This window comes from Pseudomonas sp. RIT357 (assembly GCF_000632245.1).
Taxonomy (GTDB): domain Bacteria; phylum Pseudomonadota; class Gammaproteobacteria; order Pseudomonadales; family Pseudomonadaceae; genus Aquipseudomonas; species Aquipseudomonas sivasensis.
On record NZ_JFYX01000027.1, the window covers coordinates 1 to 23930 of the forward strand.

Consider the following 23930-nt stretch of genomic DNA (forward strand, 5'->3'; position numbering starts at 1 on the left):
GTCCACTGCTGCTGAGAATCGCCAGCAGGATCGCGCCCACCGGCAGGCCCATACGGTTGCACAGCCACAACACGCCAATCAGCAGGATAACCAGGCCGATGGAAAACCCGGGATTATCCTTGGCAAAATTGGCATCGGCCACATGGGCCGGTACCGCCAATGGCTCACCGCCCACCACCTGGATCATCGCGGCCACCCCGTCGCTGATGCCCTGGCTGAAATTGCCGGTTTTGAATTTGGGGGTGATCACCTGGTTGATGATCACCCAGGACTGCGCATCGGTCAGCACGCCTTCCAGGCCGTAACCGACTTCGATGCGCAATTTGCGCTCATCGCGGGCGACGATCAACAGCGCGCCGTTGTCCTTGCCCTTCTGGCCAATGCCCCAGTGGCGCCCCAGTTGATAACCGAAGTCTTCAATAGGCACGCCTTGGAGGTCGGGCACGGTGACCACCACGATCTGGTCGCCGGCGGTTTGCTCCAGCGCCTGCAACTGCTGGGACAACTGCGCGCGCACCGCCGGGTCGATCATCTGGGCGTTGTCGACCACCCGTCCGGTCAACTCCGGGAAGGTCAGCGCTGCCTGGGCCACGCCCACGCAGGCCAGCAGCCACAGCGCCAGCCCTATCCGTAATAAGCGCATCGGCTTACTTGAACTTCACTTGCGGTGCTTTATCGGCATCGGCACTGGTGGCTTCAAACGTTTGGCGGATCGGCAAGTCGCTGTACATCACGCTGTGCCACAGACGACCTGGGAAGGTGCGGATCTCGGTGTTGTAAGCCTGCACGGCCTGGATGAAATCACGACGGGCCACGGCGATACGGTTTTCGGTGCCTTCAAGCTGGGATTGCAGGGCCAGGAAGTTCTGGTTGGCCTTAAGGTCCGGGTAGCGCTCGGACACCACCATCAAGCGGCTAAGCGCGCCGCTCAAACCGTCCTGGGCTTGCTGGAACTGTTTGAGTTTCTCGGGATTGTCGAGGGTGCTGGCGTCGACCTGGATCGAGGTGGCCTTGGCCCGCGCTTCGATTACGGCGGTGAGGGTGTCTTGTTCATGGGCAGCGTAGCCTTTGACCACTTCCACCAGGTTAGGGATCAGGTCGGCGCGACGTTGGTATTGGTTCTGCACCTGGCCCCAGGCGGCTTTGGCCTGTTCGTCCAGGGTGGGGATAGTGTTGATGCCGCAACCGCTCAGCACCGTGCTGATCAATAGCAAAGCTGCGGCTTTGAAGCCCCAGCGGTAACCTTGTGCTGCTTGCATGGTGTCTCTCCTGAGCAATCTTGATGGAATTTGACGACTGACCCTATAAACCGCGCGCTTGGGGCATAATCCGCTCCCACTACTGGATTGCATCGAATCATTCAGCTAAAAAGATGCCCAGCGCAAATAAGAGTTCAGAAGTGTGGTGCATTTTCTGCAATAACACTCGAACAACAACATATGTTCCCCACATTTTGGCAGAACAGCGCATGTTTGCTGTGCAGTGAGCCGAAAAAGGATATTCATGAAGAAGCTGTGTTTGCTCGGCCTTGTTGCCACGCTGGCCACCCACCCCGTCTGGGCAGAAACAAAGCCTGCTGCGCTTAAAGACAAGGACGCCTTCGTCAGCGACCTGCTCAAGCAGATGACCCTCAATGAGAAGATCGGCCAATTGCGCCTGATCAGCATCGGCCCCGAAATGCCCCGCGAGCTGATCCGCAAGGAAATCGCCGCCGGCCGCATCGGTGGCACGTTCAACTCCATCACCCGCCCGGAAAACCGTCCGATGCAGGACGCGGCCATGCGCAGCCGCTTGAAGATCCCGATGTTCTTCGCCTATGACGTGATCCACGGTCACCGCACCATCTTCCCGATCAGCCTGGCCCTGGCCTCCAGCTGGGACATGGACGCCATCGGCCGCTCCGGGCGCATCGCTGCACAGGAAGCCGCCGCTGACAGCCTCGACATCACCTTCGCGCCGATGGTCGACATCTCCCGCGACCCACGCTGGGGCCGTACCTCCGAAGGTTTCGGCGAAGATACCTACCTGGTGTCGCGAATCGCCGAAGTCATGGTCCGGGCCTTCCAGGGCGCCAGCCCCGCAAATGCCGACAGCATCATGGCCAGCGTCAAGCACTTCGCCCTGTACGGCGCAGTGGAAGGCGGCCGCGACTACAACGTGGTCGATATGAGCCCGGTCAAGATGTACCAGGACTACCTCCCGCCGTACCACGCGGCGATCAAGGCCGGCTCCGGCGGCGTGATGGTGGCGCTCAACTCGATCAACGGCGTGCCCGCCACCGCCAACACCTGGCTGATGAACGACCTGCTGCGCAAGGACTGGGGCTTCAAAGGCTTGGCCGTCAGCGACCATGGCGCGATCTTCGAACTGATCAAGCACGGCGTGGCCAAGGACGGGCGTGAAGCCGCGAAGCTCGCGATCAAGGCCGGCATCGACATGAGCATGAACGACTCGCTGTACGGCAAGGAATTGCCTGGGCTGCTCAAGTCCGGTGAGATCGAACAGAGCGACATCGACAACGCCGTGCGCGAAGTGCTCGGCGCCAAGTACGACATGGGCCTGTTTAAGGACCCGTACCTGCGCATCGGCAAGGCTGAGGATGACCCGGCAGACACCTATGCCGACAGCCGCCTGCACCGCGCCGACGCCCGCGATATCGCGCGCCGCAGCCTGGTATTGCTGAAAAACCAGAACAACACCCTGCCACTGAAAAAATCCGCGACCATCGCGCTCGTGGGCCCACTGGCCAAGGCGCCGATCGACATGATGGGCAGCTGGGCCGCTGCCGGTAAGCCGGAACAATCGGTGACCCTGCTCGACGGTTTGAATGCGGTCATCGGCGAGAAAGGCAAGATCATCTACGCCCGTGGCGCCAACATCACCAACGACAAGGCCGTGGTGGACTACCTCAACTTCCTCAACTTCGATGCCCCGGAAGTAGTGGATGACAAGCGCGCACCGCAGGTGCTGATCGATGAGGCCGTCAAAGCGGCCAAGGATGCCGACGTGATCGTCGCGGCCGTGGGTGAGTCCCGTGGCATGTCCCACGAATCGTCGAGCCGCACCGACCTGAACATCCCGCAAAGCCAGCGCGACCTGATCAAGGCGCTTAAGGCCACCGGCAAGCCGCTGGTGCTGGTGCTGATGAACGGCCGCCCGCTGTCGATCCTGGAAGAGAACCAACAGGCCGACGCGATCCTGGAAACCTGGTTCGCCGGCACCGAAGGCGGCAACGCCATCGCCGACGTGCTGTTCGGTGACTACAACCCGTCGGGCAAGCTGCCGATTACGTTCCCACGCTCCGTGGGCCAGATTCCGACCTACTACAACCACCTGACCATCGGCCGGCCGTTTACCCCAGGCAAACCGGGCAACTACACCTCGCAGTACTTCGATGACACCACCGGGCCGCTGTTCCCGTTTGGTTATGGCCTGAGCTACACCACGTTCAGCCTGTCGGATATGGCGCTGTCGTCCACCACTCTGAACAAGACTGGCAAGCTCGACGCCAGCGTCACGGTGCGGAACACCGGCAAGGTCGACGGCGAAACCGTGGTGCAGATGTATATCCAGGACGTCGCGGGTTCGATGATCCGTCCAATCAAAGAACTGAAGAACTTCCAGAAAATCATGCTCAAGGCTGGTGAAGAGCGCACCTTGCACTTCACCATCACCGAGGAAGACTTGAAGTTCTACAACACCCAGCTCAAGTACGCGGCGGAACCCGGCGAGTTCAATGTACAGATCGGCCTGGACTCCCGGGATGTGCAGCAGCAGACGTTCGAACTGCTCTAACGCCTGACGCGCTCAAACAATATGGGAGGGGGCTTGCCCCCGATTGCGGTGTACCAGCCAGCAGATCTGGAGCTGAGTCATCGCTATCGGGGCAAGCCCCCTCCCACATTTGATCTCAGTGTTCTTGCTAGCCGCGTCGGTCCAGCACGTTCACCACCAACCGATCAATCCACCCCCACACCCGCTGCTTCACCCGTCGCCACAACGGTCGCGCCTTCCACGCCTCCAGGCTCACCGCCTGACTCTGGGCAAAATCCCGTTCGAAACTGCCTTCCACCGCCAGCGTCAGTTCCGGGTCCAACGCTTCAAGGTTGGCTTCCAGATTGAAGCGCAGATTCCAGTGGTCGAAGTTGCACGAGCCGATGCTGACCCAATCGTCCACCAGCACCATTTTCAGGTGCAAAAAGCACGGCTGGTATTCAAAGATCTGCACGCCCGAGCGTAATAAGCGTGGGTAATAGCGATGCCCGGCGTAACGCACCGACGGGTGATCGGTACGCGGGCCGGTGAGCAGCAAACGCACATCCACCCCACGCCCTGCCGCCCGGCGCAAGGCACGGCGCACGCCCCATGTGGGCAAGAAATACGGCGTGGCCAGCCAGATTCGTGTCTTGCTGCTGTTGAGCGCGCGGATCAGCGATTGCAGGATGTCGCGGTGCTGACGGGCGTCCGCATACGCGACACGGCCCAGTCCCGGGCCGGTCGCTGGTACTTTGGGCAGGCGCGGCAAACCGAAATGGGTGGCCGGTTTCCACTCACGGCGCGCCACGTTGGCGTGCCATTGGCGATCGAACAGCGCCTGCCAATCCAGCACCAGCGGGCCGCTGATCTGCACCATCACTTCGTGCCATTCGGCGGTGTCTTCGCCCGGCGTCCAGAATTCATCGGTGACGCCTGTGCCGCCGACCACGGCGATATTCTGGTCGATAAGCAGCAGCTTGCGGTGGTCGCGGTACAGGTTGCGCATCCAACGGCGCCAGCTCAGGCGATTGTAGAAACGCAGCACCACACCGGCATCGGTCAAACGCTTACGCAGTCCCAGGGTGAACGCGAGACTGCCGTAGTCATCGAACAGGCAACGCACCAGCACGCCACGTTCGGCGGCGAGCACCAAAGCCTGCACCAGCGCTTCGGCGCACGCGCCCGCCTCCACCAAGTACAACTCAAGATCCACCTGGCGCTCAGCGCGGGCAATGCCCACGAGCATTTGTGGAAAGAAATTCGGTCCGTCGATCAACAACTCGAAACGGTTGGCGCTGCGCCACGGGAACACCGCGCCGCTCACGTCAGCGCGCCGTAAAAATCAGCACCGCACCCACCGGCACCGACAAGCTGATCGACTTGAGCCCCGCCGCTTCACGCAATGCCGCCACACCCGGTGCCAGGTCGAAGTCCTCGGCGTGCAACACCACAGGTTCCAGGGTCACCACCTGGAAACGCCGGTCATCCAGGCGCGTGGCCAGGAGTTCTGCGCTGTAGGTCTGGGTTTTGCCGTGCAAGGTGACGTTCAGCGGCAGGCGCAATTCCAGTTGCGCGCCGGGGGCCAGGTCATTGATCGGTTGCAGGTTGATCTGTGCACTGATCAGCGCATCAGGAAAAGTCTTGATCTCGAAAAGCTGATTGCGCATGCGCTCGTCACGCAGCGGGATGCTGCTGTTGACTGACTCCAGCTCCACTTCCAATTGCGCCGCGCCCTTGCTGTCGACCTTACCGTGCAGCACCAGGAAGCGATGGACTTCAGCGATCTCGGTGTTTTTGGTGGTGACGAACGACAGGCGCGAGGACTCGTTGTCCAGGTACCAATCGGCGTGGGCGGGTACGGCGGCAGCGACCAGCAGGGCAAAGGCCAGGGGTTTGATAACAGACGCGTTGAACATTAAGGACTCGTGGGGAAAAAACCTGCACGAACCTTAAGCGCAATGTCACAAGCGGCGCAAATCCAATGTGGAGGCGGGGCGGGTCAAGGACTCAGGCGACAGCCCTGGCGGTCGCCGAACCAGCGTGCACGGTGCGTACGCCCCAACCCGCTCGCCGTCACTTCACTGCGCTCCTGGTTATCACTGAACGCACTGGTGGGCACGTACTGCTTCACATATCCCCGGCAATAATCGGCTGGATTGTTCGCCACATACCGGCACGAGCAATACTCCTTGGCGGTATACGCCGCAATGATGTCGGGGAAGGCTTGCAGGTTAACGCGCTCGTGCCAGATCCAACCCAGCAGGCCCAGGACCAACAGTAAAAAGACACTGGTAAACGGCCGACGACGGATCATGGTTGCACCGCCGCGAGCACGCGTTTGAGCAGTTCGTTGTGGCGGTAGCTGCCGTCGCGATCGTCGCCGTAACGCACGATCACCAGGTGTTCGGTAGGCATCACGTACAGCGCCTGGCCCCAATGGCCGAGGGCGGCGAAGGTGTCGGCGGGGGCGTCGGGCCAGGGTCGCGGGGTGCCCTGGTTCAGCCACCAATGACCGCCAGGGACGGCTTCGTCCTGACCGGCCTTGTATTTGTCGAAGGGCTGGCGGTTGAAAGCCACCCAGTCTTCAGGCAGCAATTGTTGCTCGCCCCAGCGACCGTCCCGCGCCATCAGCAAACCGACGCGGGCCAAATCGCGCGCGGTCAGGTAGGCATAGGACGAGGCGACGAAGGTTTCATCGGCATCGGTTTCCCACGTGGCGTTGCGAATGCCCAGCGGCTTGAACAGCGCATCCCACGGGTAACTCATATAAGCCTTGTGACCCAGCATGCCTTTGAGCGCGGCGGACAAAATATTGCTGTCGCCGCTGGAATAGCGGAAGACCTGGCCCGGTGCACTGAAGGATTCGGTATTGGCGGCGAACTCAGCCATATCGGCACGGCCACGGGTATAGAGCATCGCCACCACCGAGGATTTCAGCGGGGCGTATTCGTAGTCTTCCTGCCAGTCCAGGCCCGAGGCCCAGTGCAGCAGGTCGGCCATGGTCACCGTGGGATGTTGCTTCATCGGCGGGTAGAAGCGCGCCACCGGGTCAGTCAGTTTGAAGCGATTATCGCCATAGGCGACGCCCAGAACAGTGGCCATCAGGCTCTTGCTGATGGACCAGGTCAGGTGCGGCGTGTCGGCGGTGGTGGGCGCGGCGTAGCGTTCATAGATGATCTGGCCGTCGCGGATTACCAGCAGCGCATCGGTGCGAACGCCTTGGCGAGTGGCATCGTCACGCGGCGGGAACGCGTAGGCATCCAGTGCTTGGATGGCGGGCTCGGCGAGCGGCGTGCCCTTGGCCCAGTCCTTGTCGGGCCAGGTGTCGGCGCGGGCGGTAACGGTGGCAAACAGCAGGGCAACGCACAGCAGGCCTCTGACCATGGACACAGACTCAAGGGGGCATTCAAGCCCGCGAGCCTAGCCGAGGGTGATGACAGATTTGCGACAAAGGGGCTGTCATCCAAGCGTCACCATAACTTCATGGAGATGACACCGAGCCTACATAGCCTGAGTTTGGACAAACAAGTCGACCGGCCGGAACGTGGCTGGCACTCGGAGATTCGCCATGACTCAGATCGCCCGCATCAGCGACACCGGCAATGAACGCCGTCTGCAAGCCGAACGCCTGGTTGGCGCACAAGCGTTGCAGGAAGCCCAGGCCCTGCGGTTCAACGTATTCAGCGGCGAGTTCAACGCCAAGCTGAAAGGCGCGGAACTGGGTCTGGACATGGATGACTATGATGTTCACTGCAGCCACATCGGCGTGCGGGATTTGAACAGCGGACGACTCGTCGCCACCACCCGTTTGCTCGACCACCAGGCTGCCAGCACCTTGGGCCGGTTCTACAGCGAAGAAGAATTCAGCCTGCACGGCTTGCTGCACCTGCAAGGCCCAATCCTGGAAATCGGCCGCACCTGCGTCGACCCGGCCTACCGTAACGGAGGCACCATCGCTGTGCTGTGGGGCGAGTTGGCTGAAGTCCTCAACCAAGGCGGCTATAGCTATTTGATGGGCTGCGCGAGCATCCCGATGCACGACGGCGGCATCCAGGCCCACGCAATCATGCAGCGCCTGCGCGAACGCTACCTGTGCAACGAACACCTGCGCGCCGAACCGAAAAAACCGCTGCCGGCGCTGGACCTGCCGACCAACGTAATCGCGGAGATGCCTCCGCTGCTCAAGGCCTACATGCGCCTGGGCGCAAAGATCTGCGGCGAGCCGTGCTGGGATGAAGATTTCCAGGTGGCCGACGTGTTCATCCTGCTCAAGCGCGATGAGTTGTGCCCGCGTTATGCGCGCCACTTCAAGGCGGCCATGTGATGAGCCGCCTGCGCGTGTACGGGCGCATTGCCCGCGTGCTGGTGGTCGTGGCGCTGGGTTTAAGCATGGCCAGTGTGTTTGGTGTGTTCGAGCGCTTGGGCATCGCCAACTCCATGGTGCGGCGCCAGCGTTGGTCGCGATTCTTTATGGCGCGGCTGACCAACGCCCTGCCCTTTCGCGTGACCGTGCACGGTGAGTTGCCGACGCAGCCGATGCTGTGGGTGAGCAATCACGTGTCCTGGACCGATATTCCGTTGCTGGGCGCGGTGGCGCCGATGTCGTTCCTGTCCAAGGCGGAAGTGCGCACTTGGCCGGTGGCGGGATGGTTGGCAGCCAAGGCCGGTAGCCTGTTTATCCGTCGTGGTTCGGGCGACAGCCAGTTGATCCGCAAGCAGATGACCCGTCACCTGGAACAACAGCATCCATTGCTGATGTTCCCCGAAGGCACCACCACCGACGGGCGCAGCCTGCGTACCTTCCACGGACGCTTGCTGGCCAGTGCGATTGATGCGGACGTGGCGCTTCAACCGGTGGCGATTCGTTATCTGCGCGATGGGCAAGTGGACCCATTGGCACCGTTTATTGGCGATGATGATTTGCTGTCGCACCTGATGCGCTTGTTCGGCAATGATCAGGGCGATGTGGAGATCCATGTGCTCAAGCCGATTGCCTGCGCCGGGCAGGAACGCGCGGCGCTGGCGCATCAGGCGCAGCAGGCGGTGCAGAGGGCGTTGTTTGGGCCGGTGCCGGAGACTGAACAAGTAGCGACGCGACCAGCCTTTGCCGCGTGATATGAGCCAGACACTGTTCCAAATGTGGGAGGGGGCTTGCTCCCGATAGCAGTGGATCAGCCAGCATCAGTGGTGGCTGGTACACCGTAATCGGGAGCAAGCCCCCTCCCACATTTAGCTTTGTGTTGTCAGGTGGTTATGCGCGAAGGCTTGCAGTTCGGGGTAGAAGATCCGGAAGTCTTCACTCAACGGCTCATACAACTCACGCAATTCCTGCATCGCAAACCCTAATTCCTGGGGTTGTGTCAGCCGTCGCGAAATCCCCCGCAGCACCTGCTCCATCACCGCAAACTCGCGGTACGACCCCAACCAATCATCCGCGGCCATATACGGCGCAATCTGCGCCAAGCGTCCCGGTAACTGCGGTTCGGCCGCCAGCACGCGGTACACCTGCGAAGTGAAGTGCTCCAAGGGTTGGTCGGCATACAGAGCCCAGTCCCGCGCCAGGCAGTGATCGAAAAACACGTCGAGGACGATTCCCGCATAACGCCTGCGGGTGAGGCTGAAACGCGACAACGCCTCTCCCACCCGCGGGTGACTGTCGGTGAAGCGGTCGATGGAGCGATGCAGCTGGATCGCCGTTTCGATGGGCGGGCTGAACTGGCCCTGCAGGCGACCTTTGACGAAATCGCCATAGAGGCTGCCCAGCAGTTGTGCAGGAAGTTGGCCGCCTAGGTGCAGATGTGCGAGATAATTCATGGCGCGCAGTCTAGCACTGCCGCCAACGTATCGTTATAACCCGATATACCGATTTGGGCTGAGTTAAGACCAAAATCATATTGGTATATCGGGATATAACGATTTAAGGTTCGCCTCATCGCGATATAACGCTTTACGACACTGAGCACCTGCCATGTCCATCGACCTCGACGAAATAATAAAAGCCCTGGCGCACCCAGTACGACGAGACATCCTCACCTGGCTCAAAGACCCGAAAGTGCAATTCCCCGAGCAACTGCACAACCACGAATACGGCATCTGTGCCGGTCAGATCGACCAACGCTGCGGCTTGTCCCAGTCGACCGTGTCGGCCCACCTGGCCACCTTGCAACGGGCGGGTTTGATCAGCAGCCAGAAGGCCGGGCAGTGGCACTTCTTCAAACGCAACGAGGAAACCATCCAGGCCTTCCTTGCGGCGCTCACCACAGAACTCAGCGCTGACGACAACGCAGCGCTGTAACAAGGAAACCCAAATGCCCCTCTCGCTACTCATACTGGCCCTGAGCGCCTTCGCCATCGGCACCACCGAGTTCGTCATCATGGGCCTGTTGCCCGATGTGGCGGCAGACCTCGGCGTGTCGATCCCCGGCGCCGGCTGGCTGGTCACCGGTTATGCCTTGGGCGTGGCCATTGGCGCGCCCTTCATGGCACTGGCCACCGCCAAGCTGCCGCGCAAGGTCGCACTGGTAGCGTTGATGGGCATCTTTATTGTCGGCAACCTGCTCTGCGCCCTGGCCAGCGACTACAACGTGCTGATGTTTGCCCGCGTGGTTACCGCGCTATGCCATGGCGCGTTCTTCGGGATCGGCTCGGTGGTGGCGGCCAACCTGGTGCCAGCCAACAAACGCGCTTCGGCCGTGGCATTGATGTTCACTGGTTTGACCCTCGCCAACGTACTCGGCGTGCCGCTGGGCACCGCGCTGGGCCAGGAAGCCGGCTGGCGCTCGACCTTCTGGGCGGTGACGGTGATTGGTGTGGTGGCGTTGATCGGCCTGATCCGCTTCCTGCCAGCCAAGCGTGACGAAGAAAAACTCGACATGCGCGCCGAACTGGCCGCCCTCAAAGGTGCCGGCATCTGGTTGTCGCTGAGCATGACTGCGCTGTTCGCAGCATCGATGTTCACCCTCTTCACCTATGTTGCGCCGCTGCTCGGCGATGTCACCGGCGTGACACCCAAAGGCGTGACCTGGACCCTGCTGTTGATCGGCCTGGGCCTCACCGTGGGCAACATCATCGGCGGCAAACTGGCCGACAAACGCCTGGCCGCAACCTTGATCGGCGTGTTTATCAGCATGGCGGTGGTATCCACCGCACTGACCTGGACCAGCGTCGCGGTGATCCCGACTGAAATCACGCTGTTCCTGTGGGCCACCGCGTCGTTTGCCGCAGTCCCTGCGCTGCAGATCAACGTGGTGACCTTCGGCAAGGCCGCACCGAACCTGGTGTCCACCCTGAACATCGGCGCCTTCAACATCGGCAACGCCCTCGGCGCCTGGGTCGGCGGCAGCGTGATCGCCCACGGCTTCGGCCTGACCAGCGTGCCTCTGGCGGCAGCGGCCCTGGCGATCCTGGCGCTGCTGGTGACCCTGATTACTTTCCGTCAGGGCGGCGATGCCGACCTGGCCCCTGCGACCAACTGATCAACTTCAAAGAGAAGGGTGTTTTCCCATGACGACTATTTTCGATCCGATCACACTGGGCGACCTGGAACTGTCGAACCGCATCATCATGGCGCCGCTGACCCGCTGCCGCGCTGATGAAGGCCGCGTACCCAACGCACTGATGGCTGAGTACTACGTGCAACGTGCGTCCGCCGGGCTGATCCTCAGTGAAGCCACCTCCGTGACCCCGCTGGGCGTGGGCTACCCGGACACCCCAGGCATCTGGTCCAACGACCAAGTGCGCGGCTGGGCCAACGTGACCAAGGCAATTCACGGCGCGGGCGGCAAGATCTTCCTGCAACTGTGGCATGTGGGTCGTATCTCCCATGAGTCCTACCTGAACGGCGAAACTCCGGTGGCGCCGAGTGCGATCCAGCCAAAAGGCCACGTCAGCCTGGTTCGCCCACTGGCCGACTACCCTACCCCGCGCGCCCTGGAAACAGCTGAAATCGCCGACATCATCGACGCCTACCGCACCGGTGCCGAAAACGCCAAGGCCGCTGGTTTTGACGGCGTGGAAATCCACGGCGCCAACGGCTACCTGCTCGACCAGTTCCTGCAAAGCAGCACCAACCAGCGCACCGATAACTACGGCGGCTCCCTGGAAAACCGTGCGCGCCTGCTGCTGGAAGTGACCGACGCAGCCATCGAAGTCTGGGGCGCCGGGCGTGTGGGTGTGCATTTGGCACCGCGTGCCGACTCCCACGACATGGGCGACGATAACCTCGCGGAAACCTTCACCTACGTCGCCAGCGAACTGGGCAAACGTGGCATCGCCTTCATCTGCTCCCGTGAAAAAGAAGGCGCGGACAGCCTCGGCCCACAGCTGAAAAAAGCGTTCGGCGGCGTATACATCGCCAACGAACGCTTTACCAAAGACAGCGCCAATGCCTGGCTGGCCGAGGGCAAAGCGGATGCGGTGGCTTGGGGCGTACCATTCATTGCCAACCCGGATCTGCCAGCACGTCTGAAGGCCGATGCGCCGCTCAACGAAGCACACCCGGAAACCTTCTACGGCAAGGGCCCGGTGGGTTACATCGACTACCCGACCCTGCCGCTTTAATCGGCCGAAACTAAAACCAAATGAGAAAGGGGGCTTGCCCCCGATGGCGGTGCGTCAGTCACTGTATGTGTTGACTGAACCACTGCCATCGGGGGCAAGCCCCCCTTTCACGTTGTTGGCGGCCTACAGGTTCTGGCTACATTGCTTCACAGAACCGCAACAAAATCCCTACAAAATACTTAGGCGGCTACCTATCAACCGCCCACCAGCCCGTATATAAAGTCATCCCACCAATCAGGCAGAAGGACGATTGACCGTCCTTAAGCTTTACTGTTGACACAACCTGATGCAATTACGCATTTTGTTTCAATTGCGCAGGCTCGGGCTCAGACGCAGCATGTCTAGCCCTGCATCTACCCAGCGCTCGGCTTCCTGATGCAATTGGAAGCTGTCGGGGACCAACAGCCACTGGCCAATCAGCCCGTTGATGTAGGCATGCATGCAAACAGCACCGCGGGTGGTATCGAGGTTTTCCGGAAGTTGCCCGCGATGGACCGCATTACGCAGAGTCAGGCCGATGCGCAGATTGCATTCCAGACTGTGGGTCTGGCGCTGGCGGCGCATGTCGCACATTTCATCGGTGAATTCGCACTTATGAAACAGAATCTCATTGATGCGGCGGGTTTTCGGGTCCAGGGCCACTTGATGAAACAGATGAATCAGCAGCTTGCGCATGCACCCCAGTGGATCGAGTTCGTCCTCGCTCTCACTGGCTCTGGCCAATTCGTCCAGCGGCTCATGCAAAGTGTCGAGCAGCGCCTGCAACAGGTCGGACTTATTGCTGAAGTGCCAGTAAATCGCGCCCCGCGTCACGCCGGCCAACGCGGCGATGTCCGCCAGCGTCGTACGCGCGACGCCACGATCGTAAAAGGCTTGCTCGGCGGCTTGAAGAATTTGGCTGCGCGTTTCCTGAGCTTCCTCTTTAGTGCGACGAACCATGGCAGTAGAACCTCAATCAGGACACTTGAGACTATCGTTAACGCAACGTTAATAGACGCGAACGATCATCTGAATATTTGTGGGACGACACCGTCATGGGTGCCGAACGTAATGGAATCGAGGCTTCGGGTGTTGCTTTGTCAACATTGCGCGAAGCCTGTCAAGAGTTTACAAACAACCATGAACGTAAGTATATTGCGTAGCAAGCTACTTATCTACTCACAGCCTGTTTTTTACCCTTCCACCCTTCTTGTGCGCACCCTGCGCGCCTGACCCGAGGATCTTCATGCAACTTAAGCCAGCTGTTACCGCTCTGGTCACTGCCGTCGCCCTGGCATCGCTGCTCAGCGGATGTAAAAAGGAAGAAGCGGCTCCGCCCGCTCAAATCCCTCAGGTCGGCGTGGTCACCCTTCAACCGCAAGCCTTTACTCTGACATCCGAGCTACCAGGCCGCACCACCGCCTACCGCATCGCGGAAGTTCGCCCTCAGGTCAACGGCATTATCCTCAAGCGTCTGTACAAAGAAGGCGCCGACGTGAAGGAAGGCCAGCAGCTGTATCAGATCGATCCGTCGGTCTATGAGGCCACCCTGAAAAGCGCACAAGCCACGCTGACCCAGACCAAGTCCATCACCGATCGCTACAAGCAGTTGGTTGATGAACAAGCCGTCAGCCGTCAGGAATACGACACCGCCGTCGCGAACCGCATGACTGCCGAAGCAAACGTTCAAACCGCCCAGATCAATGTGCGCTACACCAAGGTGTACGCGCCGATTTCCGGGCGTATCGGCCGTTCTGCCGTCACCGAAGGCGCGCTGGTCAGCAATGGCCAGGCCGATGCGATGGCCGTGATTCAGCAACTGGACCCGATCTACGTCGACGTCACACAGTCGTCGGCTGAAATGCTGAAACTGCGCCGCGACCTGGAGAGCGGTCAGCTGGAAAAAGCCGGTGCGAATGCCGCCAAGGTCAAGTTGACCTTGGAAGACGGCAGCGATTACGGCCAGGACGGCAAGCTGGAGTTCTCCGAAGTCTCGGTCGACCAGACCACCGGCTCGGTCACCCTGCGCGCCGTGTTCCCTAACCCTGACCACACCCTGCTGCCGGGCATGTTCGTACACGCCCAATTGCAAGCCGGTGTGAACAGCAAGGCCATCCTGGCACCGCAGCAAGGCGTGACCCGTGATCTCAGGGGTATTCCAACAGCGCTGATCGTCAACGCCGACAACAAGGTCGAGCAGCGTGAACTGGTGGCCAACCGCACCGCCGGCGCCTACTGGCTGGTGGAAAAAGGCCTGAACGCCGGGGACCGCCTGATCACCGAAGGGCTGCAATACGTCAAGCCGGGCGCTGAGGTCAAGGTCAAGGACGCTGACAACGCCAAGCCCGCAGGTTCCGCTGCTGCTCCTGCTGCCGCTGCTGGCAAAGGGGAGTAATCCATGTCGAAATTTTTTATCGACCGTCCCATTTTCGCCTGGGTAATTGCCCTGGTGATCATGCTGGTCGGGGCACTTTCGATCATGAAGTTGCCCATCAACCAGTATCCGGCCATTGCGCCGACCGCCATTGATATTCAGGTGACCTACCCAGGCGCGTCCGCACAAACCGTGCAGGACACCGTGGTACAGGTCATCGAGCAACAGCTCAACGGTATCGACAACCTGCGTTATGTTTCCTCGGACAGTAACTCCGACGGCAGCATGACGATTACCGTGACGTTCAACCAGGGCACTAACCCGGACATCGCCCAGGTTCAGGTGCAAAACAAGCTGAACCTGGCGACCCCACTGCTGCCGCAAGAAGTGCAGCAGCAGGGTATCCGCGTGACCAAGTCGGTGAAGAACTTCCTGATGGTAATCGGTCTGGTGTCGGAAGACGGCAGCATGACCAAGGACGACCTCTCCAACTACATCGTCTCGAACATCCAGGACCCGATTTCACGGACCGCTGGTGTGGGTGACTTCCAGGTGTTCGGTTCGCAGTACGCCATGCGTATATGGCTTGACCCGGCAAAGCTGAACAATTACCAGCTTACGCCGGTGGATGTCAGCACGGCGATTTCCGCACAGAACGTACAGGTGGCCACCGGCCAACTGGGCGGCCTGCCTGCCCTGCCCGGCACCCAGTTGAACGCCACGATCATCGGCAAGACCCGCCTGCAGACGGCCGAGCAGTTCGGCAATATCCTGATGAAGGTCAATACCGACGGCTCACAGGTACGCCTGAAGGATGTCGCCCGTATTGAGCTCGGTGGCCAGAACTACAGCATTGCTGCGCAGTTCAACGGCAAGCCCGCTTCGGGTATGGCGATCAAGCTGGCCTCGGGCGCCAACGCGCTGGACACCGGCAAGGCCATCCGCGCCACCGTGGCGTCGCTCGAACCGTTCTTCCCGCCTGGCATGAAGGCCGTGGTGCCTTATGACACCACGCCTGTAGTGACCGAATCGATCTCCGGTGTCGTCGACACCCTGGTCGAAGCGATCGTGCTGGTGTTCCTGGTGATGTTCCTGTTCCTGCAGAACTTCCGCGCCACCATCATCACCACCATGACGGTGCCGGTGGTATTGCTGGGTACCTTCGGGATCCTGGCCGCGTTTGGCTTCACCATCAACACCCTGACCATGTTCGGCATGATCCTGGCCATCGGCTTGCTGGTGGACGATGCCATCGTGGTGGTCGAAAACGTTGAGCGGGTAATGGCCGAGGAGCACTTATCGCCGAAAGACGCGACGATCAAATCCATGGGCCAGATCCAGGGCGCCCTGGTGGGTATTGCCCTCGTACTGTCGGCGGTACTGTTGCCGATGGCGTTCTTCGGTGGATCCACCGGTGTGATCTACAAACAGTTCTCCATCACCATTGTCTCGGCGATGGCGCTGTCGGTACTGGTTGCCCTGATCTTCACCCCGGCCTTGTGCGCCACCATGCTCAAGCCGATCGACCCCGAGAAGCACGGCCAACCCAAGCGTGGTTTCTTCGGCTGGTTCAACCGCACCTTCGACCGTGGCGTACTGAGCTACGAGCGCGGCGTGGGCAACATGATCAAGCACAAGATCCCGGCGTTCCTGGTGTACGCGCTGATCATCGCCGGCATGATCTGGCTGTTCATGCGCATCCCTGCTGCGTTCCTGCCCGATGAAGACCAGGGCGTGATCTTTGCCCAGGTGCAGACACCAGTCGGCTCTTCGGCTGAACGGACGCAAAAAGTCATCGACGATATGCGCGCGTTCCTTCTCAACGACAAGGAAGGCGAGCCGGGCGAAGGCAAAGGCGTGAAATCGGTGTTTACCGTGAACGGCTTCAACTTCGCCGGTCGTGGCCAGAGTTCGGGCCTGGCCTTCGTGATGCTCAAACCGTGGGGCGAGCGTGATGCTTCCACCTCGGTATTCGAGATCGCCAAGCGCGCCCAGGGCTACTTCATGCAGACCTTCAAGGACGCCATGGTATTTGCCATCGTTCCGCCGTCTGTACTGGAACTGGGTAACGCCACCGGCTTCGACGTGTTCCTGCAAGACCAAGGCGGTGTCGGCCATGACAAACTGATGGCGGCACGTAACCAGTTCCTGGGTATGGCAGCACAAAGCAAGATCCTGGCAGGTGTGCGCCCTAACGGCGTGAACGATGAGCCGCAGTACGAACTCACCGTTGACGACGAGAGGGCCAGTGCCCAAGGCATCACCCTGTCGAGCATCAACCAGACCCTGGCGATTGCCCTGGGTGGCAGCTACGTCAACGACTTCATCGACCGCGGTCGGGTGAAGAAGGTGTACGTGCAAGGTGAAGCCGCCAGCCGGATGTCCCCGGAAGACCTGAACAAATGGTTCGTGCGCAGCGACTCCGGGAAGATGGTGCCGTTGTCGTCCATCGCCTCGGGCAAGTGGATCTTCGGTTCGCCAAAACTCTCGCGTTACAACGGTGTGGCGGCGATGGAAATCCTCGGTACGCCAGCACCGGGTTACAGTACCGGTGACGCCATGGCCGAAGTCGAACGCATTGCTAAGCAATTGCCAGCGGGCGTGGGCTACGCCTGGACGGGCCTGTCGTATGAAGAACGCCTCTCCGGCTCCCAGGCGCCGGCGTTGTATGCGCTGTCGCTGCTGGTGGTGTTCCTGTGCCTCGCGGCACTGTACGAAAGCTGGTCGATCCCAATCGCAGTGATCCTGGTGGTTCCGCTGGGCGTGGTGGGTGCATTGATCGCCACCAGCATGCGCGGCTTGTCCAACGACGTGTTCTTCCAGGTGGGCTTGCTCGTGACGGTAGGTCTGGCGGCGAAGAACGCCATCCTGATCGTGGAGTTCGCCAAAGAGCTCCACGAACAAGGCAAAGGCATTGTCGAGTCCGCCATCGAAGCATCGCGTATGCGCTTGCGTCCGATCATCATGACCTCCATGGCGTTCGTCCTCGGCGTACTGCCGCTGGCGATCTCCTCGGGCGCCGGTTCAGGCAGCCAGCACGCGATCGGTACCGGCGTAATTGGCGGTATGATCACGGCCACTGTCCTGGCGATCTTCTGGGTGCCACTGTTCTTTGCAACCGTGTCCGCCGCGGGCGAGCGTAAAAAGACTGAACCTAAGCAAACTCCTAAAGAGGCTGGCCAATGAGCAAGTCGCTACTTTCCCTAGCCGTCACCGCCTTCGTGCTCAGTGGCTGCTCGCTGATACCTGACTACCAGCGCCCCGAAGCGCCGGTGGCGGCACAGTTCCCGCAGGGGCCGGCGTATTCGCCGGCCCAGGCGCCGAACCAGGCCGCTGCCGAGCAGGGCTGGAGACAGTTTTTCCATGACCCTGCCCTGCAACAGCTGATCAAGACTGCGCTGGAAAACAACCGTGACCTGCGCGTTGCTGCCCTGAACATCGATGCCTATGCCGCGCAGTACCAGGTCCAGCGCGCCGATCTGTTCCCGGCCGTATCGGCCACGGGCAGCGGCAGCCGTTCGCGTACGCCGGCCAAGCTGTCGCAGACCGGTGAAGCGACCATCGCCAGCCAGTACTCGGCTGGCCTGGGGATCAGTTCTTACGAGCTGGACCTGTTCGGCCGTGTACGCAGCCTGAGTGAAGAAGCGCTGCAGAAGTACTTCGCCACCGAAGAAGCGCGGCGCAGCACCCAGATCAGCCTGGTGGCCAGTGTGGCCAATGCCTACCTGACCTGGCAGGCCGACAAGGAACTGCTCAAGCTCACCCAGGACACCCTGGGCGCGTTCGAGCAGAGCTTCAAACTGACCTCGCGCAGCAACGAAGTCGGCGTGGCCTCGGCCCTCGATCTCAGCCAGGCCCGCACGTCGGTGGAAAACGCCCGCGTGCAACTGGCGCGTTACACCCGCCAGGTGGCCCAGGACGAAAACAGCCTGACCCTGCTGCTGGGCACCGGCCTGCCGGCGAATATCGCCAGCAAGCCACTGTCGGATGACCTGCTCAGCGACGTGCCGGCCGGGTTGCCATCGGACCTGCTGCAACGTCGTCCCGACATCGTGCAGGCCGAGTACAACCTCAAGGCGGCCAACGCCAACATCGGCGCGGCCCGTGCAGCGTTCTTCCCGAGCATCACCCTGACGGCCAGTGCGGGCACCGCAAGCCCGACCCTGGGCGGTCTGTTCAAAGGCGGTTCGGGGACCTGGTCGTTTGCACCGCAGATCAACATCCCGATCTTCAACGCTGGTAGCCTGCGCGCAAGCCTGGACTACTCGAAGATCCAGAAAGAGATCAACGTGGCGAACTACGAGAAAGCCATCCAGACCGGCTTCCAAGAAGTCTCCGACGGCCTCGCCGCCCGTGAGACCTACAAGCAGCAACTGGATGCCCAGCGTGGCTTCGTCGGGGCCAACCAGGATTACTACCGCCTGGCTGAGCGTCGCTACCGCATTGGTGTCGACAGCAACCTGACCTTCCTCGACGCACAACGCCAACTGTTCAGTGCCCAGCAATCGCTGATCACCGACCGCCTGGCGCAGCTGACCAGCGAGGTCAACCTGTACAAGGCCCTCGGCGGCGGCTGGAACGAGCAGACGGCGAAGAATGAGCCGTTGAAAGAAGAAGCACCGGCGTTGAAGTTGTTCTGATCACGCTGAACTAAAAAACCGCTTCCTTGCCGGGAAGCGGTTTTTTTATGCCTAACGTTTCATTGAGATCTGGCGTCTGTCTCACGCGTTCGCTTCACTGACTTGAATCTGGAATACAAGGCTTTCAACCTTATATTCTGAGCCACCCGCAGTCACTGAAAACTCAAACTCACATTGACACCAGAATCCTTCTTCGGAATCGTGAGTACGCAGAACTCGAAATTCTCCGGTGGGGTCAGAAAAGCTACCTGAGAATTCAGGCCGCAATATAAAAAATGTGTCAACACTGCCTGCCTGACGCTTCCGGCCATCAATTCCGGTGATCGGATAATTGGTGTAGGCCTTCAATTCATCGCCACGAAATTCAAGCGTTGCGCGCGTGGAGCCATTTCGTGGCGTGCACTGTATGAAGAAGCTCAAGTCCGGGTATCTGACAAAGTAAATATTCCCCAAATCTATGACTTCGTATCCCCCATTCACCCTGACCGCAATCTCACAAAACGTTGGAATCGGTGCAAGCGCTGCCTCAGTGCTGCCTTTTGACGCCTTTTCAAACGTACCGCCCACCGGCGTCCCCCCTGCCGCAAAGGCTGAAAGTTCAAGAGTCTGGCAACTAACTTCCATCTCTGGTTTGCCATCGGGTTTGAAATAGATCGAAAAACGCAGACTTAGGGTTGTATTACCAACATCGCTACGCTCAATGCGCTCAACCGTCAGAAAACCCGAATAATCAGCCGGGAAATACTCAACATAGCCTTCCAGGCCAAAGCTCGCTTTGATCCCCGGTGCTTGTGGGCCGATAGGGTAGGTCTGGCCTGTTTTCAGCTCACGGGCCTCAAGGGTCAATTCGTTTTTCGAACCAGGGTTGTCCTCAAGCCCCAGGCGAATAAAGAATTGGAAGCCCTCGATATAGCTCACTTCATAGGTGTCGAAATTGATCGGGGTCGGCTCTTCGCCCTCAATAATCAAGTGGGCTTCAAATTTATCGGAAGACGTCAAATAGCTACCTATATCTGATCCAAAGCTCATGAGTTCTTCTCCTTGAGCATCTTAAAAAGCGACTGCCACCACCTTGAACATAAGCCCTTGCCCCTCGCCCTTCTACTGTCAACCCTGACAGTAGACTCCCCCAGCCATAGCTCCGAAGCTAGCGAGTTGAGCGCGCCTTGCTTTCCCGACAACCTTTCAGGCTAAAATTGGTCACAGATTCTTACAGACCACAGAGGGAGCTTGTCGTAATGATCGTAGGAATCGACCTGGGAACCACCAACAGCCTCGCGGCCGTCTGGCGTGGGGATGCCGCTGAACTGGTGCCCAATGCCCTTGGCCAGTTGTTGACCCCAAGCGTGGTCGGGCTGGATGATCAAGGCCGTGTCCTGGTAGGCCAGGCCGCCAAAGAGCGCCTGCACACCCACCCGCACCTGACGACTTCGCTGTTCAAGCGCTACATGGGCAGCGCCACTGAAGTGCGTCTGGGTGATCGCTCGTTCCGCCCCGAAGAACTCTCGGCGCTGGTACTCAAGAGCATCAAGGAAGATATCGAACGTACCTACGGCCACCCCGTCACCGAAGCCGTCATCAGCGTGCCCGCCTACTTCAGCGATGGTCAGCGCAAAGCCACGCGCATCGCCGGTGAATTGGCGGGGCTCAATGTTGAAAAACTGATCAACGAACCCACCGCCGCCGCCCTCGCCTACGGCCTGCACCAGCGCGACAAAGAGACGTCATTCCTGGTCTTCGACCTAGGCGGCGGCACCTTTGACGTGTCGATCATCGAACTGTTCGACGGCGTAATGGAAGTACGTGCCAGTGCCGGTGACAACTTCCTCGGTGGCGAAGACTTCGACACCCTGCTGCTGGAACACTTCGTCGACAGCCAGCGTAATGCCGACGGTTTCCCGCCCACCAACAGCGTACTGCAGGCCCTGCGCCGCGAAGCCGAACGTGTGCGCAAAGCCCTGGGCCAGGACGACAGCGCCGAGTTCGCTCTGCGGGTCGATGGCCAACAGTGGGTGCAGACCATCACTCAACAGGAAATGGCCAAGCTCTACACACCGCTGCTGGAACGCCTGCGCGCACCGATTGAACGCGCCCTGCGCGATGCACGGATTCGCGTCAGCGACCTCGATGAGATCCTGTTGGTGGGCGGTACCACGCGCATGCCGCTGGTGCGCAAACTCGCCGCCGGATTGTTCGGGCGCTTCCCATCGATCAGCCTCGACCCCGACCAAGTGGTCGCCCACGGCGCCGCGATCCAGGCCGCGCTCAAAGCCCGTTCCGCTGCGCTTGAAGAAGTCGTTCTGACCGACGTGTGCCCCTACACCCTGGGCATCGAAACCTCGAACCAGTACGGCGGCCATATCGAAAGCGGCCATTACCTGCCGTTGATCGAACGCAACAGCAGCGTACCGGTGAGCCGGGTCAAAAGCGTGGTGACGCTGCACGACAACCAGAGCCAGGTGCTGCTGAAGATCTACCAGGGCGAAAGCCGCCTGGTGAAAGACAACATCGAACTGGGCCAACTGGACATCGCGGTACCCAAGCGCAAGGCCGGTGAAGTCTCGCTGGACGTACGCTTCACCTACGACAACAACGGCCTGCTGGAAGCCCAGGTGAGCATCCCCCTGACCGGCGAGCAGCACTCACTGGTGATCGAAAACAACCCCGGCGTGCTCAGCCCGCAGGAAATCCAGCAACGTCTGCAAGCCCTGGCGCAGTTGAAAGTTCACCCGCGCGACCAGCAGGTCAACACCGTGCTCACCGCGCGCCTCGAACGGCTCTACCAGGAAAACCTCGGCGAGCTGCGTGAGCAACTCGGCCACTGGGCCGCACAGTTCCAGCAGATACTCGACACCCAGGACGAACGCCGCATCCGCGAGGCCCGTAGCGAACTGACCCGGCAACTTGAGCCGCTCGACAATGGGTTCTGGCGCTGAGGGCACACTCATGGATTGCTGGAGCGTGCTGCAACTGCCGGAAGACGCCGACGAACGTGCCATCAAGCGCAGCTATGCGCGGATGCTGAAAAACTGTCGCCCGGATGACGATGCCAAAGGCTTCCAGCGCCTGCGCGAAGCCTATGAACAAGCGCTGAGTGAAGTACGCTGGCGGGCTGATAACGAAGAGGAAGAACACGTCCAGGCGCCCGTGGCCGAAGCGGTCTACGGAAACCTGAATGACCTGACCGAACTGATGGACCTCAGCCCCGTCAGCCCTGCGCCCTTCGAGCCACTCACAACAGCCCCAGCCCAGGCACTGCTCAATGGCCTCAACGCGCGTAACCTTGATGAACGCTGGGCCCAGGCTCAGCGACAGGGCTGCACCGATGCGTTCCAGGCCGGCCTGTTGCGCCATTGCTTCGAAGCACCGGGCGAACGCAGCGCCATCGCCGGTTGGGCCGCGCAACACCTGGAATGGCTGACCCCCTGGCAGCAGGTGGCAATGACGTCCTGGCAATACGAAGCGCTGACCGGCGAGCTGCTGCAAGACTACCGCCGCACCCTGCAGGAACTGCTGGAGCAAAAGGCCGAGCGCGAATTCATCACCCAGCTCACGCAGTACAACGACCAACCCTGGCTGCAGGTGTTCGACCTGCAACAGCAGTGGCAGCGCATCGTCCTGCACCTGTTGCATGACACCCAATGGAGCGTGCCGCTGTTCGAGCGCGTGTGCCAAGCATTCGGCTGGGACGACCAGAAAGGCGTATACCCGGAACCGGCGTGGATGTGGCGCGAATTGGTGTCGCGTTGCGAACAGGAAAGCTTCTACGCCAACCTGCAAGACAAGGCCCGGGACACGACATGGAAATCCGCCGACGCCATGGCGGCGCGCCTGTTGCTCACGCCAATGTCGGCGACGCAACAAAAACAGATGACGCAGAGCTTCGACAGTAATGCCTGGAACGCCTGCCAGCATCTGGCCGAAGTTCTGGCCTGGCGCTACCCGCAGTTGGTTGAGCGGCTTCCCCAGGCCAATGTATTTTTTTGGCGAGAATTCCTCCCCAGGCCGGTCTCCCATCGAAGTTGGATACGGGTATGGGGTGGCCTGGCGCTGGCAGCCGCCTTGGCCGTTTCCCCACATACAAAAATGGATAGGCTCAGCGACGCCGTCATTGTGGTGATACTGACCTTTGCTCCGGCCATTATCGGCATACGTGGCACTCAGTTGTGGGCTGTCTTGACATCACACCTGATCGTCCAGGACCTGTGGCTCAGCAAGCGCCTGCTGCCGTCACGGTTCAACCCTCATCAACACTGGCTGGTGCTGCGCCACGGCATTCCTCAAGTGGGCATGCTGCTGATGTTCGGCTTACTGCTGGGCGTGATGGGCATGCTGACGTACGTGGGAATGATCGGCATACATCTGTTTCACCGCAGGCGTATCGGCAAAGTGAATGAGTATGTCGAGCACTTTTACCCTTGGGTCAGCGGCTTGCATTGGGCGCACTGGAGTCCGCTGCAGGTGGCTTTCCTGGCCGTGATGGCAGCGGTCACCCTACTCTGCCAGAGGTACTTGCCAGAGATCCCGTGGACGAGCCTGCTCTACTTCCTCTGAGCCATTGAACCGACGCCTCCCTCGCAAAGGGAGGCCCGATAACTTGCGTTCGATCATCGCCCACAACC

20 protein-coding genes are annotated in these 23930 nt (G+C 60.4%); 11 read left to right on the top strand and 9 right to left on the bottom strand.

All coding sequences use genetic code 11. From position 1 onward, the window contains the following. Both BW43_RS0127595 and BW43_RS10195 read right to left on the bottom strand, forming a co-directional pair. A partial coding sequence (locus BW43_RS0127595; RefSeq protein WP_032888312.1) for a YgcG family protein occupies positions 1-643 on the bottom strand: 643 nt, incomplete at its 3' end. A gap of 4 nt (positions 644-647) precedes the next feature. Continuing rightward, complete coding sequence (locus BW43_RS10195; protein WP_032888315.1) at positions 648-1259, bottom strand: LemA family protein; 612 nt, start codon at positions 1257-1259, stop codon at positions 648-650. A gap of 244 nt (positions 1260-1503) precedes the next feature. On the opposite strand from BW43_RS10195, the gene bglX reads away from it, so the two are divergent. Further along, positions 1504-3795 carry a beta-glucosidase BglX gene (gene bglX, locus BW43_RS10190; protein ID WP_032888318.1) on the top strand — a complete coding sequence of 764 codons (2292 nt, stop codon included), beginning with the start codon at positions 1504-1506 and terminating at the stop codon, positions 3793-3795. A gap of 127 nt (positions 3796-3922) precedes the next feature. On the opposite strand, the gene BW43_RS10185 is transcribed toward bglX, so the two are convergent. The 4 genes from BW43_RS10185 to BW43_RS10170 all read right to left on the bottom strand — a co-directional run bounded on the left by BW43_RS10185 (position 3923) and on the right by BW43_RS10170 (position 7140). Next, positions 3923-5080 carry a phosphatidylserine/phosphatidylglycerophosphate/cardiolipin synthase family protein gene (locus BW43_RS10185; protein WP_032888320.1) on the bottom strand — a complete coding sequence of 386 codons (1158 nt, stop codon included), beginning with the start codon at positions 5078-5080 and terminating at the stop codon, positions 3923-3925. A gap of 1 nt (position 5081) precedes the next feature. Further along, positions 5082-5672, bottom strand: coding sequence for a YceI family protein (locus tag BW43_RS10180; protein ID WP_032888323.1), 591 nt, complete (start codon positions 5670-5672; stop codon positions 5082-5084). Positions 5673-5755: 83 nt separating this feature from the next. After that, positions 5756-6070, bottom strand: coding sequence for a hypothetical protein (locus BW43_RS10175; protein WP_032888326.1), 315 nt, complete (start codon positions 6068-6070; stop codon positions 5756-5758). Further along, positions 6067-7140 carry a serine hydrolase gene (locus BW43_RS10170; RefSeq protein WP_032888329.1) on the bottom strand — a complete coding sequence of 358 codons (1074 nt, stop codon included), beginning with the start codon at positions 7138-7140 and terminating at the stop codon, positions 6067-6069. The genes BW43_RS10175 and BW43_RS10170 overlap by 4 nt, the downstream gene beginning before the upstream one ends. Positions 7141-7324: 184 nt before the next feature. On the opposite strand from BW43_RS10170, the gene olsB reads away from it, so the two are divergent. Next, positions 7325-8080, top strand: a complete 756-nt coding sequence (gene olsB / locus BW43_RS10165) for an L-ornithine N(alpha)-acyltransferase (protein WP_032888332.1) — start codon at positions 7325-7327, stop codon at positions 8078-8080. Further along, positions 8080-8871: a lysophospholipid acyltransferase family protein gene (locus BW43_RS10160; protein WP_032888334.1), complete on the top strand. Its 792-nt coding sequence runs from the start codon at positions 8080-8082 to the stop codon at positions 8869-8871. Before olsB ends, BW43_RS10160 begins: the two co-directional genes overlap by 1 nt. A 114-nt stretch (positions 8872-8985) precedes the next feature. Here the strand turns inward: BW43_RS10160 and BW43_RS10155 are convergent, their stop codons facing one another. Further along, positions 8986-9570, bottom strand: a complete 585-nt coding sequence (locus tag BW43_RS10155) for an ACP phosphodiesterase (protein WP_032888337.1) — start codon at positions 9568-9570, stop codon at positions 8986-8988. Between the two features lie 154 nt (positions 9571-9724). Between BW43_RS10155 and BW43_RS10150 the strand changes: the two genes are divergently transcribed. From BW43_RS10150 to BW43_RS10140, 3 genes are read left to right on the top strand one after another with little or no spacing between them, the layout of a single operon-like run. Then, positions 9725-10051: a helix-turn-helix transcriptional regulator gene (locus BW43_RS10150; protein ID WP_012722694.1), complete on the top strand. Its 327-nt coding sequence runs from the start codon at positions 9725-9727 to the stop codon at positions 10049-10051. Positions 10052-10064: 13 nt separating this feature from the next. Continuing rightward, on the top strand, positions 10065-11231 hold the full coding sequence (locus BW43_RS10145) for an MFS transporter (RefSeq protein WP_032888340.1): 1167 nt from the start codon (positions 10065-10067) through the stop codon (positions 11229-11231). Between the two features lie 28 nt (positions 11232-11259). Next, entirely contained in the window at positions 11260-12315 is a 1056-nt protein-coding gene (locus BW43_RS10140) for an alkene reductase (RefSeq protein ID WP_032888343.1), read from the top strand. A gap of 306 nt (positions 12316-12621) precedes the next feature. On the opposite strand, the gene BW43_RS10135 is transcribed toward BW43_RS10140, so the two are convergent. Continuing rightward, positions 12622-13254, bottom strand: coding sequence for a TetR family transcriptional regulator (locus tag BW43_RS10135; RefSeq protein WP_032888346.1), 633 nt, complete (start codon positions 13252-13254; stop codon positions 12622-12624). Between the two features lie 286 nt (positions 13255-13540). Here BW43_RS10135 and BW43_RS10130 point away from each other — a divergent pair, with 286 nt between their 5' ends. The 3 genes from BW43_RS10130 to adeC are packed head-to-tail and all read left to right on the top strand — an operon-like array spanning position 13541 to position 19308. Beyond that, positions 13541-14689, top strand: a complete 1149-nt coding sequence (locus tag BW43_RS10130; protein ID WP_032888349.1) for an efflux RND transporter periplasmic adaptor subunit — start codon at positions 13541-13543, stop codon at positions 14687-14689. 3 nt (positions 14690-14692) lie between these two features. Beyond that, positions 14693-17854: an efflux RND transporter permease subunit gene (locus tag BW43_RS10125; RefSeq protein WP_032888352.1), complete on the top strand. Its 3162-nt coding sequence runs from the start codon at positions 14693-14695 to the stop codon at positions 17852-17854. Continuing rightward, entirely contained in the window at positions 17851-19308 is a 1458-nt protein-coding gene (gene adeC / locus BW43_RS10120; protein WP_032888355.1) for an AdeC/AdeK/OprM family multidrug efflux complex outer membrane factor, read from the top strand. Before BW43_RS10125 ends, adeC begins: the two co-directional genes overlap by 4 nt. Before the next feature lie 81 nt (positions 19309-19389). Here adeC and BW43_RS10115 read toward each other — a convergent pair whose 3' ends face one another. Then, positions 19390-20337: a hypothetical protein gene (locus BW43_RS10115; RefSeq protein WP_032888358.1), complete on the bottom strand. Its 948-nt coding sequence runs from the start codon at positions 20335-20337 to the stop codon at positions 19390-19392. A 209-nt stretch (positions 20338-20546) separates the two neighbouring features. On the opposite strand from BW43_RS10115, the gene BW43_RS10110 reads away from it, so the two are divergent. After that, a complete protein-coding gene (locus tag BW43_RS10110; protein WP_032888360.1) occupies positions 20547-22244 on the top strand; it encodes a molecular chaperone HscC in 1698 nt (565 codons plus the stop codon). 10 nt (positions 22245-22254) lie between these two features. Then, on the top strand, positions 22255-23862 hold the full coding sequence (locus BW43_RS10105; RefSeq protein ID WP_032888362.1) for a J domain-containing protein: 1608 nt from the start codon (positions 22255-22257) through the stop codon (positions 23860-23862). Positions 23863-23930: the final 68 nt, after the last annotated feature.

Excerpts from the sequence above, each read along its gene's own strand:
- BW43_RS10110 (WP_032888360.1), top strand. The coding sequence starts at position 20,547 with ATGATCGTAGGAATCGACCTGGGAACCACCAACAGCCTCGCGGCCGTC.
- BW43_RS10115 (WP_032888358.1), bottom strand. The coding sequence starts at position 20,337 with ATGAGCTTTGGATCAGATATAGGTAGCTATTTGACGTCTTCCGATAAA.
- BW43_RS10135 (WP_032888346.1), bottom strand. The coding sequence starts at position 13,254 with ATGGTTCGTCGCACTAAAGAGGAAGCTCAGGAAACGCGCAGCCAAATT.
- olsB (WP_032888332.1), top strand. The coding sequence starts at position 7,325 with ATGACTCAGATCGCCCGCATCAGCGACACCGGCAATGAACGCCGTCTG.
- BW43_RS10170 (WP_032888329.1), bottom strand. The coding sequence starts at position 7,140 with ATGGTCAGAGGCCTGCTGTGCGTTGCCCTGCTGTTTGCCACCGTTACC.
- BW43_RS10160 (WP_032888334.1), top strand. The coding sequence starts at position 8,080 with ATGAGCCGCCTGCGCGTGTACGGGCGCATTGCCCGCGTGCTGGTGGTC.
- BW43_RS10175 (WP_032888326.1), bottom strand. The coding sequence starts at position 6,070 with ATGATCCGTCGTCGGCCGTTTACCAGTGTCTTTTTACTGTTGGTCCTG.
- BW43_RS10145 (WP_032888340.1), top strand. The coding sequence starts at position 10,065 with ATGCCCCTCTCGCTACTCATACTGGCCCTGAGCGCCTTCGCCATCGGC.
- bglX (WP_032888318.1), top strand. The coding sequence starts at position 1,504 with ATGAAGAAGCTGTGTTTGCTCGGCCTTGTTGCCACGCTGGCCACCCAC.
- BW43_RS10195 (WP_032888315.1), bottom strand. The coding sequence starts at position 1,259 with ATGCAAGCAGCACAAGGTTACCGCTGGGGCTTCAAAGCCGCAGCTTTG.
- BW43_RS10180 (WP_032888323.1), bottom strand. The coding sequence starts at position 5,672 with ATGTTCAACGCGTCTGTTATCAAACCCCTGGCCTTTGCCCTGCTGGTC.
- adeC (WP_032888355.1), top strand. The coding sequence starts at position 17,851 with ATGAGCAAGTCGCTACTTTCCCTAGCCGTCACCGCCTTCGTGCTCAGT.
- BW43_RS10125 (WP_032888352.1), top strand. The coding sequence starts at position 14,693 with ATGTCGAAATTTTTTATCGACCGTCCCATTTTCGCCTGGGTAATTGCC.
- BW43_RS10155 (WP_032888337.1), bottom strand. The coding sequence starts at position 9,570 with ATGAATTATCTCGCACATCTGCACCTAGGCGGCCAACTTCCTGCACAA.
- BW43_RS10130 (WP_032888349.1), top strand. The coding sequence starts at position 13,541 with ATGCAACTTAAGCCAGCTGTTACCGCTCTGGTCACTGCCGTCGCCCTG.
- BW43_RS10105 (WP_032888362.1), top strand. The coding sequence starts at position 22,255 with ATGGATTGCTGGAGCGTGCTGCAACTGCCGGAAGACGCCGACGAACGT.
- BW43_RS10150 (WP_012722694.1), top strand. The coding sequence starts at position 9,725 with ATGTCCATCGACCTCGACGAAATAATAAAAGCCCTGGCGCACCCAGTA.
- BW43_RS10140 (WP_032888343.1), top strand. The coding sequence starts at position 11,260 with ATGACGACTATTTTCGATCCGATCACACTGGGCGACCTGGAACTGTCG.